This window comes from Paraburkholderia sp. RL17-347-BIC-D, from assembly GCF_046027915.1.
GTDB lineage: Bacteria > Pseudomonadota > Gammaproteobacteria > Burkholderiales > Burkholderiaceae > Paraburkholderia.
In genome coordinates this window covers 237638-252391 of the sequence record NZ_JARESS010000002.1, presented here as the reverse complement: position 1 = coordinate 252391, position 14754 = coordinate 237638, and the positions used below count along the sequence as shown (strand labels likewise).

Annotated in this window: 11 protein-coding genes; 4 read left to right on the top strand and 7 right to left on the bottom strand. The window is 64.4% G+C overall.

The annotated features are described in order from the left end of the window. Nucleotides 1–35: 35 nt before the first annotated feature. Together P0D96_RS04535 and P0D96_RS04530 are read right to left on the bottom strand one after the other, a co-directional pair. Nucleotides 36–1511: an efflux RND transporter periplasmic adaptor subunit gene (locus P0D96_RS04535; RefSeq protein WP_408312061.1), complete on the bottom strand. Its 1476-nt coding sequence runs from the start codon at nt 1509–1511 to the stop codon at nt 36–38. 9 nt (nt 1512–1520) lie between these two features. After that, on the bottom strand, nt 1521–2825 hold the full coding sequence (locus P0D96_RS04530) for a TolC family protein (protein ID WP_408312058.1): 1305 nt from the start codon (nt 2823–2825) through the stop codon (nt 1521–1523). A 201-nt stretch (nt 2826–3026) separates the two neighbouring features. Here P0D96_RS04530 and P0D96_RS04525 point away from each other — a divergent pair, with 201 nt between their 5' ends. Next, on the top strand, nt 3027–3944 hold the full coding sequence (locus tag P0D96_RS04525; protein ID WP_408312055.1) for an NAD(P)-dependent oxidoreductase: 918 nt from the start codon (nt 3027–3029) through the stop codon (nt 3942–3944). Nucleotides 3945–4022: 78 nt separating this feature from the next. Here P0D96_RS04525 and P0D96_RS04520 read toward each other — a convergent pair whose 3' ends face one another. From P0D96_RS04520 to sauS, 3 genes are all read right to left on the bottom strand, one after another. Then, nucleotides 4023–5402, bottom strand: coding sequence for an MFS transporter (locus P0D96_RS04520; protein WP_408312052.1), 1380 nt, complete (start codon nt 5400–5402; stop codon nt 4023–4025). A 117-nt stretch (nt 5403–5519) separates the two neighbouring features. Continuing rightward, nucleotides 5520–7175, bottom strand: a complete 1656-nt coding sequence (locus P0D96_RS04515; RefSeq protein WP_408312049.1) for an AMP-binding protein — start codon at nt 7173–7175, stop codon at nt 5520–5522. Beyond that, a complete protein-coding gene (gene sauS / locus P0D96_RS04510) occupies nt 7172–8617 on the bottom strand; it encodes an acylating sulfoacetaldehyde dehydrogenase (RefSeq protein WP_408312046.1) in 1446 nt (481 codons plus the stop codon). Before sauS ends, P0D96_RS04515 begins: the two co-directional genes overlap by 4 nt. Nucleotides 8618–8821: 204 nt before the next feature. Here sauS and P0D96_RS04505 point away from each other — a divergent pair, with 204 nt between their 5' ends. Continuing rightward, complete coding sequence (locus P0D96_RS04505; protein ID WP_132377965.1) at nt 8822–9586, top strand: IclR family transcriptional regulator; 765 nt, start codon at nt 8822–8824, stop codon at nt 9584–9586. A gap of 110 nt (nt 9587–9696) precedes the next feature. Here P0D96_RS04505 and P0D96_RS04500 read toward each other — a convergent pair whose 3' ends face one another. Both P0D96_RS04500 and P0D96_RS04495 read right to left on the bottom strand, forming a co-directional pair. Next, nucleotides 9697–11007 carry an MFS transporter gene (locus P0D96_RS04500; protein ID WP_132377967.1) on the bottom strand — a complete coding sequence of 437 codons (1311 nt, stop codon included), beginning with the start codon at nt 11005–11007 and terminating at the stop codon, nt 9697–9699. A gap of 178 nt (nt 11008–11185) precedes the next feature. Next, nucleotides 11186–12841 carry a GMC family oxidoreductase gene (locus P0D96_RS04495; RefSeq protein WP_408175105.1) on the bottom strand — a complete coding sequence of 552 codons (1656 nt, stop codon included), beginning with the start codon at nt 12839–12841 and terminating at the stop codon, nt 11186–11188. A gap of 205 nt (nt 12842–13046) precedes the next feature. Between P0D96_RS04495 and P0D96_RS04490 the strand changes: the two genes are divergently transcribed. After that, nucleotides 13047–13883 (top strand): IclR family transcriptional regulator, encoded by an 837-nt coding sequence (locus tag P0D96_RS04490; RefSeq protein WP_408312041.1) that lies wholly within the window; start codon nt 13047–13049, stop codon nt 13881–13883. Between the two features lie 118 nt (nt 13884–14001). After that, a complete protein-coding gene (locus P0D96_RS04485) occupies nt 14002–14754 on the top strand; it encodes an IclR family transcriptional regulator (RefSeq protein WP_132379389.1) in 753 nt (250 codons plus the stop codon).

Genomic DNA, 14754 nt, shown 5'->3' with positions numbered 1-14754 from the left:
ATCGCAGGTCATGACGGGTTCATGGCGTCGGGGCGTCAATGTTCCTCGACACTGCCCTTCCCGAGTTCAGCCTTGAGGACGAAACTGTTCGCGGTGACATACTTCTGGCCCGGCAGAAGTCCTTTCACCACTTCGACGACCTTGTCGTCACGGCGCCCCGTCTCGATCGCCTGAGCGACAAAACCCTTGGGCGACTGCACAAAGACGGCGGGCCCGCCGTCTATCTCCTGCAGCGCGTCGCTCGCCACCGCGAGCGGCACGCTTTGTTTGCCGGCATCCACCGACACATTGACGAACATGCCCGGCCGCCACGCGCCATCGGGATTCGGCAGCACCACCCGCGCCGGCGCGGTGCGGGTTTGCTCGCCGAGCAGCGCGCCGACGTAGGCAATCGGACCACTCGACTTCGAGTCGAACGCGGTGGCGCTGACCGTGGCTTCGCGGCCGACACGCACATCGTTCAGGCGCTGCGCCGGCACCGCCATTTCGGCCCACACGGACGAGAGGTCCGAGAGAATAAAGACCTTGGCATCCGCGGCGATCGCCTCACCGGGCGTCGCGTGCTTCTCGACCAGCGTTCCGGCAAACGGCGCGCGCAATTCGTAACGGTTCAAGGCGCCGGCCGATGGCGGGGCATTCAGCGCGGCAAGCTTCGCGCGGGCGTTCTGCGTGGCGATCTCGGCTTCGCGTAACTGGACCTGCGCCTGGAGGTAGTCCTGCTCGGCGGAGATGCGCTCCTGCCAGAGCGTCTTTTCGCGTTCATACGATGTTCGTGCGGCCGCGAGCCGGCGCTCCGCGCTCAGCAATTCGCTTCTGCGATCGGCAAGATCGGTGCTGGCGATGACCGCCAGCACTTGCCCCTTCGCGACTTTCTCGCCGATCGAAACATCGACTCGCTCGACGATGCCCGCCACGCGTGGCACGACGTGGGCCGTGCGATCCTCATTGAATCTGATCTCACCAGGAAGCTGGAATGTCGTGAGAATCTGCGCGGGACCGACGCGGTCGAGACGAATCTGCGCCGCCTCGATTTGCGCCGCGCTGAGCGCGATTGCACCATCGGCCCGCGAAAACACGAACGATGCGGATTGTCCGCGCCACTTGAGATGAATGAATGCGTCGAAGACGTGAGGCTTCGCGATCGGTTCGGCGGACAGCAGCTTCTGACCTGCCGACGCGAACTGCAATGGCTGCATCGAACCGTCGTAACGCGTAATGGAACCCGACACGACCAGGTCCTTGTCCGCGGGTTTGCCGTCGACGAAAGGATAGACGACGAGCCGCGCGTCCCCCGGCTTCTCGGACAGGACGACTTCGACCGCCAGCGCACCGTCTGTGAACACGGTGCCGCCATGCTGGCCGGACGAACCCTGCGCGCTTGCCGATGCTTCGACGGCGCCCGAAGTATCTCCAGTATTCGACGACACCCGCGTCATCGCGAACACGGCGAGCGCGACGCTCACGCCGCTGAGAGTCACCACAGTGGCGACGATGAGTTTTCTGCGCAGCATGAAAATCCTTCAAGGTAGGCGGGACGCGCTGTTGCGAAGCGGAACACCGACAAGCCGGCCGATTTCGGCGTAGGCCAGGTGCGCATCGGTCAATGCCTGGACGTATTGCGACTGGCCCTGAAACAGCGTGCGCTGCGCATCCAGGACATCGAGAAAGCCAAACTTGCCGAGCTCATAACCGCGCGACATTGCGTCGAGCGCCTCGCGCGCGGCCGGCAGGACATCGGTTTTCAGGCGCCGCGCCTCCAGGCTCGATCGCTCGTAATTGGCGTACGCCTGAGTCAGCTCCAGTTGCAGGCGCGCCTTTTCACTGTCGAAGTCGGCGCTTGCCTTCTCGGCTTTGTGAACCGATTCGAGCAGCGCGCCTTTGTTGGTGTCGAAAAGCGGAAGCGGAATGGAGATGCCGACCACAGCCTGGTTGTCGGGCACCGCGCCGGTCACGACCCGCTTCATGCCCGCGCTGAACGTGATGTCCGGAATGCGCTTCGCGCGCTCGACGGCAATGGCGGCGTTGCTCCGCAACGTCTCGGCCTTCGCGGCGCGCGCAAGCGGCGCGTCGATCAGTTGAGGCAATAGTTCGGCAAGCGGTTCGATCGCCGGCACGCTTTCGATATCGCCGGTCGCGGGGCGTCCTCGCACGAGCGGACTGCCCGTCACGTTGGCGAGTTTTTCCGCGGCAATGGTCAGCCGCGAGGCGGCGTTGGCCTGCTCGATCTGAACGCCGGTGGCGGCGACCCGCGCTTTGGTCGCCTCGACCGGCGACACCTTGCCCGCGCGCGCGCGTTTCTCCGCCAGCTCCGCGGACCTCGCCGCGATGTCGGCCGATTCACGCGCGACGTGCAACTGGCGCTGAGCCGCGAGCATTCCGTAAAACGCGGCAATGACGTCTGAGCGCAAGGCCGCGCCGCGCGCATCGAACGATGCGAGCGCCACTTCGCGTCCATAGGAAGCGACGTCGAGGCGCGCCTGACGCTTGCCGCCGAGTTCGACGGTCTGGTTGACGAGTGCCGTCGACGTGCGCTCCGTGCGGCCGAACCCCTCCTGCAGCAGCGAGATCTGCGGATTGGGTCGGGCGCCCGCCTGCATGAACGTGCCGCGCGATGCATCGGCGTCGGCGCGCGCGCCGCGCAGCAGCGGGTTGTTCTCGGCGGCGATGCCGAGCGCCTCGTCGAGCGGCAAGGCGGCGCCGGACGGCGCGGCCAGTGCGGTCGATGGCGAAGGCCGATTGCCTTCCACGAGCGCCGCATCGGCTTGCGCAAAGGCCGGATTCACCGCAGCGATCGCAAGTACGGCAGCAAGGTTGCGGGTGAGCATGGATGCGTGATGTGTTGACGAGGTGCGACCGATGCTACGGCGCTGCCGCAGTGCCAACATGGCGAAAAAATGAGATTTTTGTCATCTTCGGCAAGCGGCGCGGGCGGCAGCGGCGGCACAACGGCGCGTCACGGCTAAAAAACGCCAGCCTTGTCATAATGATTGCCCCACCCCAAACCCAGCCCACTCCACGGAGCCCCAATGAATCATCCAACCGCGCAGCCCTCCACCGCCACCGTCCGCCGCGTCGCCTTTCTCGGCCTCGGCGTGATGGGCTATCCCATGGCCGGCCATCTCGCGAAAGCGGGCCTCGACGTGACCGTGTACAACCGCACGGCGTCGAAGGCGCAGCAATGGGTATCCGAGTACGGCGGCCGGGCCGCGAACACGCCGCGTGAAGCGGCGAACGGCGCCGACCTGATTCTCGCGTGCGTCGGCAACGACGACGATCTGCGCAGCATCACGCTCGGCGATAACGGTGCGTTCGCGGGCATGGCGCCCAATACCGCGTTCGTCGATCACACGACGGCGTCGGCGAACGTCGCGCGCGAGCTAGCGGAAGTCGCGCGCCAGAAAGGTCTGCATTTCATCGACGCGCCCGTGTCGGGCGGCGAATCCGGCGCGCAGAACGGCAAGCTGACGATCATGTGCGGCGGCGAGCCCGCCGTCTTCGAGCAGGCATCACCGGTCCTTGCGCACTACGCGGCGGCCGTCACGCTGATCGGGGCCGTCGGCGCCGGGCAACTGGCGAAGATGGTCAACCAGATCTGCATCGCCGGCATGGTGCAGGGACTGTCTGAGGCGATCAACTTCGGCCAGCTCGCGGGCCTCGACATGCCGCTGGTGCTACAAGTGATCGGCAAGGGCGCGGCGGCCAGCTGGCAGATGGACAATCGCGGCAAGACCATGATCGACGGCAAGTTCGATTACGGCTTTGCCGTCGACTGGATGCGCAAGGACCTCGGCTTCTGTCTCGACGAAGCGAAGCGCAATGGCGCGTCGTTGCCGGTGACCGCGCTCGTCGATCAGTTTTATGCGGACGTGCAGGCGCTCGGCGGCAATCGATTCGATACGTCGAGCCTGATCTGGCGCTTGCGGGCCCTCAAGGCGGCGCAATAACAGCGGCGGGCGCTGCATACGCGCCCGCCTTGCATGACTCGCGTCACTTACTCATTTGTGCCGCTTGCGTCACTCGTATCACTTGCGCCACCGCAACGGCCGGCGCAAGTGATGGCGCTCCAGCCGCACCGCCGCTCCAGCGTGCAGGAAAGACGGCATGCCCAACTCGACGCCGGCGGCGCGCTCGCGTTCTTCATCGGCCTCGACGGTCTTGCTGGTGTCGATGAAGAGCGCCGCCAGCATACCGACCGCGAGCAGCCCCGCGGAGATATTGAACGGCACGTTGTAGCTGCCGGTCTTCTCGATCAGATAGCCGAACACCACCGGCGACACCATCCCCGCCACGCCGAAGCCCGTGTTCATCATGCCGCCGGCCGTGCCCGCATACTTGCCGGCGATGTCGAGCGGCAACGTCCACAGCACAGGGTTGGTGATTTCGAGGAAGAAGAACGAAGCCGACAGGAACCACACGGCCGTGAGCGGATCGGTGGCGGACACCATCGGCAGCAGAAACACCAGCGAGCCGCCCATGCCCACCACCAGCACCGCACAGCGCGCGAAGCGCAGGCGGCCCGTGATCTTGAAGAGCTTGTCCGACACGACGCCGCCGAGCGTGTCGCCGACCACGCCCGCGAGCAGCGGCAGCGCGGTGAAGAGCGCCAGTTGCTTGAGATCGAATCCGCGCGACTCGCGCAGATAGGACGGCAACCAGGTCAGATAGACCCACAGCAACCAGCCATAGCAGAAGTCGACGAACGTGACGAGCCACATGCGGCGCACCAGTTTGCGCCATGGCGTGGCCGCATGTTTGGCGCGGTCGCAATCGCCGGCGCGGTAGCCGATCTCCGCGGTTTCCTCGGCCGTGATGCGCCGGTTCTGTTCCGGCGAATTCGTGAACACGAAGAGGTAGAGCACGGTCCACGCGAGGCTCGCGATGCCGAGCAGGATGAACGCGTCGCGCCAGCCGCCGGTCGCCACCACGGCCAGCACGAGCGGCGGCGTGATCGCGCCGCCCAGGCGCGCGAAACTGTGCGTGATGCCTTGCGCGAAGCCGCGCTCGGCTACAGGCATCCAGTAAGTGAAGGCGCGCGTCGCGGTAGGAAACGCGCCGCCTTCGCCGATGCCGAGCGCGAAGCGCATCACGACCAGCATGGTGACGCTGCCCGCGAAACCGGTGGCGAGCGTCGCCACGCCCCAGATCAGCGATAGCACCGTGAGCACCAGTTTCGGCCCGTACTTGTCGGCGAGCCAGCCGCCGATAATCTGCATCGCCGCATACGGATAAGCAAAGGCCGAGAACACCAGGCCGAGCTGAACGGTCGTGAGGCCCATCTCGTGACGAATCAACGGGCCGGCCACGGCAATGTTCACGCGATCGATGTACGAAATGAAGTACATCAGGCACATGACCGCCAGGATGATATGGCGTGTCTTGACACGCCGGATACGCGTTTCCATGCTGTCTCCTATCTCTTTTATGTATCGACGACGGCCGCGAGCGGCCGCCCGATTTACCGGACTGCGACTGCCTGCCTGTCTCCGCCCGCGCCTTGCCCGCTCGCGAGCGGCACCGCGTCAGGTGGGCACCAGCTTGAGCCGCTGCACCTTGCCGGAAGGTCCGCGCGGCAGTTCATCGACGAAGTGGAATTCTTTCGGCGTCTTGTAGCGCCCGAGTTCGCGCACGCAGTGCTCGCGCAGATCCGCCGGGTCGGGCGCGCTGCGTCCCTCGCTCGTGCGCGCCACCACGAAAGCGACGATCTCCTGGCCGTATGCCGGATCGGGCACGCCGACCGCCGCCGCGTCCAGCACATCGGGATGACGCAACAACGCTTCGTCGATTTCGCGCGGCGCAATGTTTTCGCCGCCCTTGATGATCAGTTCCTTGGCGCGGCCGTTGATGTAGAAGTAGCCGTCCTGGTCGCGATAACCGAGGTCGCCGGTGCGCAGCCAGCCGTCCGTCGTGAAGGCGGCGGCCGTTTCCTCGGGCCGCTTGTAATAGCCGCCCATCACCTGCTCGCCGCGCAACACCAGTTCGCCGCATTCGTTGGCGGCGCATTCGCGCCCCTCACGGTCGATCACGCGGGCTTCGCCGCCCGAGGGCAGACCGATGCTGCCGACGCGCCGCCGGTCCATCTCATACGGATTGCTAAAAACCGGCGCGGCGGTTTCCGTCATGCCCATGGTTTCGATCACGCCGATCCCGAAACGCGCTTCGAACGCGCGATGATGATCGGCGGGCAATGCGGCCGACGCGCTGCGGCAAAACTTCAGCGCCGACAGATCGTAGGTGCAGGCTTCGTCGGCATTGAGCAGATAGGCGACGATGGTCGGCACCACGTTGATCCACGTGCAGGCATGAAGCGCGACGTCGCGCCAGAACGTGCGGGCGGAGAAGCGCGATGTCATCACCGCCGAGCCGCCATGGAACAGCGGCGCGAGCAGCGTCACCACCAGACCGTTGATGTGATAGAGCGGCAACGACGCGAGCACGCGATCGTCCGACGTCAGCCGGTGCTCGGCGCTGATGTTGCGCGCGTTCGCCATTAGATTGCGATGCGTCAGCAGGACGCCTTTGGGCGTGCCCGTCGTGCCCGAGGTGTACATCAGCAATGCGACGTCGTCTGCTGCGGGCTCGTGCGCCGTTGCGGCATCCGCTGTGTGCCGCGGCGCGCGGCCGCGCTTCGCGAGCGCTGGCGCGGCGGCAGCGTTCGCGCCATGTGCCGCGGTCTCGGCCAAAGCAGGTTCACGCTTTGCGAGCGAAGGGGGTTCGGCATCGTCCGGTTCGGTCTGGATCAACGCGATCTCGCGCGTCAAGCCAGCAGCGCGCAATTCGGCCACGGCCGTGCCGATCACCGCCTGCGTGTCGCGCGCGGTGAAGATCATCCGCGTATCGGAATGGTCGACGATATAGCGCACCTGCGAGGGCTGACACAAAAGATTGAGCGGATTGGCGACCAGCCCGCTGTACATGGCCGCAAGCAACAGACGGGCCGTCTGGATTCCATTGCCCATGAACACGGAAATCACATCGCCCGGCCGCAGGCCGGCTTCCCTGAAGCGTGTCTCGATCACTCGGCAGTCGTCGCGCAGTTCGCGAAACGTCAGCACGGTCGCGCGCCGGTCAGGAACCGCCGTTTCGTCGTCGTCGAGTGCGGCCAGCAGGAAGGGCTTGTCCGGATGCTGCGCGGCGCGCTCGTCGATCAGCGCGCGAAGGGTGGCGGGCGTGTTCATCGGCCGTACCTCGCGAAGAAATCGCCGAGCAATTCGTCCGTTTCCGGCACGCGCTCTTCGATTGGGTACGCGACCCGCGTGGTGTTCAGATAGTGGCGGAAGCCCAGATTGCCCGAGAAGTTGTTGCGGCCCCACGTACCACAGCCCATCGACAGCGAAAACGGCAAGCCGTTGTCGAAGTTGCCGCCGGTGGCGAGGCAATGCGCCTGATTCACGATCACGCGCGCGACCGGCAATGTCACGCCAAGCTGAACCGCTTGCGCGGTATCGGTCGAATGCAGTCCGACCGAATGGCCCGCGCCCATGTACGCGTAGATGCCGCGCACCACGTCGGCTGCGGCATCGAAATCGGCGGCGCGATACACGGCGAGCACCGGCGCGAGTTTCTCGCCGGAAAACGGATAGTCGGTGCCCGCGCCGCTCTCTTCCACCATCAGAAAGGCCGGGTGACGCGCGGCGATTTCATCCAGACCCGCCACGCGTGCGATCACCTCGGCGGACTTCGCCGTGCACTGCTCCGAGAGCGTGCCATTGACCCACATCACCTGTTGCAAGCGGGCCTTCTGCGCGGCGTCGAGGAGTACCCCGCCGCATGCGGCCAGTTCGGCCAGCATCGGCTGATAGACGGCGTCTTCGATCACGACGCTGTTTTCGGACGAGCAACTCGTCGCGTTGTCGAAAGTTTTTGAGCGCAGGATCTTGCGCGCCGCATCATGCAGATCGGCGGACGCCGTGACGATCGAAGCGACATTGCCCGCGCCCACGCCGAACGCGGGCGTGCCGCTCGCATACGCCATGCGCACATTCGCCTGCGAGCCGGTGGCGACGACCAGATCGCACTGCCGCATCAGCGCGGCGGTCGCCGCCTTGCTGATCGGCGCGGGCAGCATCTGCACGAGGTCCGGATCGATACCGGCTTTGGCGAATTGCGCGTGAATGAACTCGATCAACAACGCGCAAGACGAGTAACCTTTGGGGGACGGCGCGACGATTACTGCATTGCCGCATTTGAGCGCGTTGATGATCTTGTTGGCCGGTGTCGCCGCCGGATTGGTCGACGGCGTGATCGCCGCCACCACGCCCACTGCGCGCGCGATCTCGACGATGCCGCTCGCCCTGTTTTCCGCGATTACGCCGGTGGTCTTCTGTCCGTGCAGGTCGCGCAGCAAGCCGAGCGTTTTGCGATAGTTCTTGCGGAACTTGTCGTCGGCGTTGCCGAGACCCGTATCGTGCACGGCGCGTTCCGCCAGTTGCCGGTTGCGCTCTGGCTCCATGATGGCCCACGCGGCGGCGTCGGCGGCGGTATCGAGCGCCTGTTGTCCTGCATTCTCGAAAGCACGCTGCGCCGCGCGCGCTTTCGCGACGAGCGTGGCGACGATGCGCTCGGCTTCGCCGTCCGCATGGTGGCCTGCGATTTCGACTCCTGTGGCCCTGACGTTCATATGGATTCGCTCCGCGTGAATGAATTGATTGCAGTGCTATCAATCTAGCCAGCCGCGCTTAGGGCGAAGTCCCGTTTTTCGAGCTATCCACTGCAGTGCGTTTGCCAGCATCGGAAAACGCAAAATTCGGTACTTTCCATAGTCCCGAAAAGCAATGAAGTCGATGCAAAATCAACGCTGTGAATACGCTGGCGAGGGAGTGGGATGTCGACGTCAAACCAGTCGAATGCAGCTGCAGTGCGCGCGTTTCGCGTACTCGAAACGCTTGCCGAAGCGGGCGGCCCGCTTTCGATGACGGAACTCGTCAATGCGCTCGGCCTGCCCAAGCAGACCGTCCACCGGATCCTCGTGCAACTGATGGATGCGTGGCTCGTCACGCGCGGCGCGGGCGATCGTCTTTACGAATGTTCGCCACGTGTGCGCATGCTCGCGGTCAATGTGCTGATGCATGCGGGACCGGCCGCCGCTCGCCACGTGCTGCTCGAACAGCTGGTGGCGAAAATCGGCGAGACCTGCAATCTGACCATGCTCTCCGGCAACGATGTCGTCTATGTGGACCGCGTCGAAACCGAATGGCCGCTGCGCATGCATTTGCAACCGGGTTCGCATGTGCCCTTGCATTGTTCGGCGAGCGGCAAGCTGCTGCTGAGCTTTCTGCCGAAGGACAGACGCGAACGCGTAATCGAGACGCTGCCGCTGCGCGGTTATTCGGAACGGACGATCACCGATCGCGACGCGTTGCGCAAGGAACTGACCACCACGCGGCGGCGGCTTCTCGCGATCAACAATCAGGAACATCTGCAAGGGCTGATCGCGATTGCGGTGCCTGTCATGCTGGATCGCAATCGCGCCTGCGCGGCGATTGCCGTGCAGGCGCCGGTGGGCAGAGTCACGCTCGACGATCTGCTCGCCTTCGTGCCTGACTTGCGCCACGCGGCGGAAGAGACAGCGAAGACGTTTCGGGAATGACGCGGCGTGAGGCCGCGCGAGCCTGGCCGTGGCGAGAAACGCGCTTCAATGAGCGGCGCGCTGCATCACGCCGCGCACCGCGCTTCTGCGATCCAAAGCAAACTGCAGACTCAGGACTGCGCATGCGCAACCGCATCGAACGCACCCGCCCGCTTCCTCTCGATCGCGCGCACCGATAGCGCCGATATCAATGCCGAGAACAGCACGTACGCGCACACCGTCCACGGTTTTCCGCCGTTCAGTCGCATGAGGATCGTCGCAATGATCGGCGTGAGTCCGCTCGCGAAGATGCCGGAGAATTGATACACGAACGAGATACCCGTATAGCGCACTTTGGCGTCGAACAGTTCGGCAAACAATGCCGCCTCAGGACCGTACACCATCGCGTAGAAAATGCCGAATGGCACCACGATGGCCGCCCAGATCAACAACGTGTTGGCCGGCTGCATTTCGATCAGCCAGAAAGCCGGAAACACCGACACGCCGCAAATCAGCGAGCCCCAGAAATACACCCGCGCGCGGCCGAGCTTGTCGGACATGCTGCCGAACAGCGGGATGAAAAAGCACATCACGCCCGCCGCGATCATCACGCCGAGCAAGGCGTCGGTGCGGCTCATCGAGACATGTTGCGTAAGGTAGCCGATCGAAAACACAGCGAAAATGTTGAAGAACACGCCATCGATATAACGCGCGCCCATGCCGAGCATCACGGCGCCGCGATAGCGCGTGATCATGTCGACGAACGGAATCTTCGCTTCGCGCCGATTGCGTTTGAGCGCAAGGAATTCGGGCGTCTCCATCACTTTGGCGCGAATATACAAGCCGATCAGAACGAGACCGAGCGATGCGCCGAATGCGATCCGCCAGCCCCACGACAGAAAGGCCGCTTCGGGCAATAAGCGGGACAGGCCCGCGACCATCCCCGATGCGAGACATAGGCCGATCGACAAACCGATCTGCGGCAAACTCGCGTATAGGCCGCGCTGTTCAGGCGGCGCATATTCATACGCCATCAACACCGCGCCGCCCCATTCGCCGCCGAGCCCGATGCCCTGCAACACGCGCAGCGACAACAACAGGATCGGCGCCCAGATGCCGATCTGCGCGTAGGTGGGAATGAACGCGACGCCAGCCGTCGAAATCCCCATGATGACGAGCGTCAGAATCAGCGCGGACTTGCGGCCGATCCGATCGCCGAAATGGCCGAATATCACGCCGCCGAGCGGCCGGGTCACGAAGCCCACCGCAAAGGTCGAATAAGCGAGCAGCGTCGACACGAGCGGATCGTTGGCGGGGAAATAGAGCTTGTTGAATACGATGCCGGCGACCACGCCGTAAAGAAAAAAGTCATACCATTCGACGGTTGCGCCGATCACACTGGCGAACGCAACGCGACGGATAGCGCGGGGATCGATTGCCATAGCAGCAGCTCCTCAATGGACGGCCATGCCGTGCGTGTCGATACGCACGGCCGGCCGGGAACCCCAGTTGTCTCCTCCGGGGCGGTTTATGTGCAGCCTCCAGGGCATCCATTCGCTGGCCGTCCCGCGGCTGCGTATTGCGGCGGATAGTGCCCGCCGTTGTTTTGCACCTGCTACGTTATGCGGCCACTTTCGCCGCGGGCGTCGTCGCCACGCCTCGATCGACGCCGCTTGCGTCGTGCAGAATCATGTCCGACGCTTTTTCAGCCACCATCACGATCGGCACATTGGTATTGCCCGACACGAGCGTCGGCATGATCGAGCAGTCGACCACGCGCAGCCCCTGGGTGCCGTACACGCGCAAACGTTCGTCGACCACCGCGAGCGGATCGCCTGCCGCGCCCATCTTCGCTGTACCAGACGGGTGGAAAATTGTCTGTCCGTACTCCCGGCAGAAATCGAGCAGTTCGTCGTCGGTTCGCGCGTCCGCGCCTGGGCGCACCTCGCGTTTCATCAGCCCGTTCATCGGCTCGGCCGCCGCGACGCGACGCGCGAAACGCACGCCGGCGATGGTCGTGCGCCGGTCCAGATCCGTGTCCAGATAGTTCGGCTGGATGGACGGCGCCTCACGCGGATCGGCGCTGCGAATGCGCACCACGCCGCGCGATTCGGGGCGCAACTGACAGATCGAATACGTGCAGCCGGGAAAGTCGTGGACGTTGCCGCCCGCGGAGTCCGCCGACAAGGTCGAGAAATGGAACTGGATATCCGGTGTCGCCGACTCCTCCGGCAAGGCCCGGCAGAACATGCCGCCCTGGTTAATGCCGACCGCAAGCGGGCCGCTGCGCATCAGCGCCCATTGCAGGCCCATCTTCGCGCGCCCGGTCCATGAACGCAGTTGATCGTTGGTCGTGATCGGCTTCGTCACTTCATAGATCAGACGGATTTGCAGATGGTCCTGCAGGTTCTCGCCGACGCCCGCGCGGTTAGCCACCACGGGAATGCCGAACTCGCGCAGCAGCGCGGCCGGTCCCACGCCGGACAGTTGCAGCAATTGCGGAGACTGCAGCGCCCCGGCGGTCAGGATCACTTCACGATTGGCGCGCACTTCCCGCAGCTCGCCGTGTTGCCGGTACTGCACGCCGCAAGCGCGGGAGCCTTCGAACAGAATCTTCGAAGCCATCGCATCCGTTTCCACATGCAGGTTCTGGCGTTGCCGCGCAGGCTTCAGATAAGCGACGGCCGTCGAGCAGCGAAAGCCGCGGCGGGTAGTCAACTGGTAGTAGCCGACGCCCTCCTGATCGCCCGTGTTGAAGTCGTCGATGCTTGCCACGCCTAACGAGTTCGAGGCCGCGATAAACGCGTCGACCAGTTCATGGCGCTGCTTGATCGTCGAGGCCCACAGCGGTCCGTCGACACCGCGCGTCGGACCTTCGCCCAGTTCGTTGTGTTCCAGCCGCCTGAAGTACGGCAGGCAGTCTTTCCAGCCCCAGCCGCGATTGCCAAGGCGGGCCCAGTGGTCGTAATCGTCCTTCTGTCCGCGCACATAGATCAGGCCGTTGATCGAACTGCTGCCGCCCAGCGTGCGGCCGCGCGGCCAATAGAGCCGGCGATTATGCATGTTCGGATCGGGATCGGTATAGAAGCCCCAGTTGTAGACCGGGTGAAACATCGTCTTGCCATAGCCGATGGGGATATGAATCCACATGAAGCGATCGGCGGGGCCGGCTTCGAGTAGACATACCGAGTAGCGGCCGCCTTCGGAAAGCCGGTTCGCCAGCACGCAACCCGCCGATCCCGCGCCGACGACGACAAAGTCGAATCGGTCTGCCATGTGACCTGTCTCCTGCATGTTTTATAAAAAACGGTATGTTTCGTTGAAATTTATGTTCAGCCCGTTTCCTGTTCAAGAAATTCCCGCTACTATCGGCTCATCTGAAACAGAAACTGCGGTTTTTGTTTCACTTTTAGAAATGACCCGCCGGCCCGCGCGGCGTACGCGGACGCTGGACAGCCACTGATCGACAGCAAGGAAGCGTATGCAAGCACTCTGCTCGTCCCCACGCGGTGAACCTCTCGCCGAGGATTCACGGGCGCTGCGCGCATTGGCCGTGCTCGAACAACTCGCAGCCGCGGGTCAGCCGTTTTCGCTTTCGCAACTCTCGCTGCGCCTGCACATTCCCAAAGCAACGCCGATGCGGCTGATCGAATCGCTCGAAGCGCAGGGCTATGTGACGCATCTGCCCGATTCGCGCGGCACGGACCGCGGCATCACGCTGGGCCCGAAAGCGGCGCAGCTCGCGCTCACCACGCTGTCCAACAACACCTTCGGGCGCGCCTGCCGTTCGCTGCTGCGCTCGCTGGTGGACACGCTCGGCGAAACCTGCAACCTCACCGCGCTGGATCACGACACTGTTCTCTATCTGGAGCGCGTGGAGACCACTGAACCGCTGCGCCTGCATCTGCAACCCGGTACGCGCGTGCCGTTGCATTGCACCGCGAGCGGCAAGCTGTTCCTGTCGCAGATGCCGCCGGCCGAGCGCCGTCCCGTGCTCGCGCGGCTGACGCTGGAGCGCAGAACGCAAGGCACGCTGACGGAACTGAATCTCCTCGAAGCCGAACTCGACCGGCTCGCCGTGCGCGGCATCGGCATCGACAACGAGGAGCTGGTGCGCGGCATGGTGGCGGTCGCGGTGCCGGTGCGCGATGCCAGCGACGGGCACGTGCTGGCCGCGCTGGCGATTCATGCGCCGACCGCGCGCGCGAGTCTGAACGACCTGCTGAAGGCCGTGCCGAAACTCAAGGACGCGGCGCTGAAGCTGGCTCCGCTGTTATCCGCCGGCCCTTCCACGGAGCATCCGTACCATGAGCGCTGAGGCCTTTCCCATGAGCGATCCGTTAGACACGGTGGAGTCTCCAGCCGGCGGCGCCAAGGTCGGGCGGCGTAAAACGGAGCTGTACAATGACGCCGATCCATTTTCCGGAACGGCAGGCATGACCAAAGCGGATACTCCGACGCTGCGCGCATTTGCGCTGCTCGAACACCTCGTCAACGCGGACGGCCCGGTGTCGCTTGCCGACATCGCGCAGGACGTCGCGTTGCCCAAGGCGTCGCTGCATCGGATGCTTGCTTCGCTGGAGGCGGGCGGGCTCGTGATCCGCGAGCCGGGCCAGAAGAACGCGTACGTGATCGGCCCGCGGCTCGCGCAACTCGCGTTGGGGGTGGTGATGCATTCCGGCGCGCGCCGCCTGCGTCATGCGATCCTCGCGCGTCTGGTGGCCGATCTCGGCGAGACCTGCAATCTCACCATGCTGCATGAAACCGAGGTGCTGTATCTCGATCGCATGGAAGCGCCGTGGCCGTTGCGCCTCGATCTCAAACCCGGTTCGCATGTTCCCGCGTATTGCAGCGCGAGCGGCAAACTGCTGCTGGCCATGCTGCCGCGCGAACAGCGGTCGGCGCTCGTGCGCGCGCTGAAACTCGAACGCTTCACGCAGAACACCATCACTGATCCGGAACTGCTCGAAGCGGAACTCGACCGGACCGCGCACAAGCGCATTGCGATCGATAACGAGGAGTTTCTGGCCGGCATCGTGTGCGTGGCGGCGCCGATTATCGATGAGAGCGGCGCGTGCATCGCGGCGATCGCCGTGCATGCGCCGGTTTCGCGTGCGCCGCTGTCGCGCGCGCTCGAATTCGTGCCGCGTCTTCAGGAAGCTGCCAGGGAACTCGCGGCCACTTTCTGA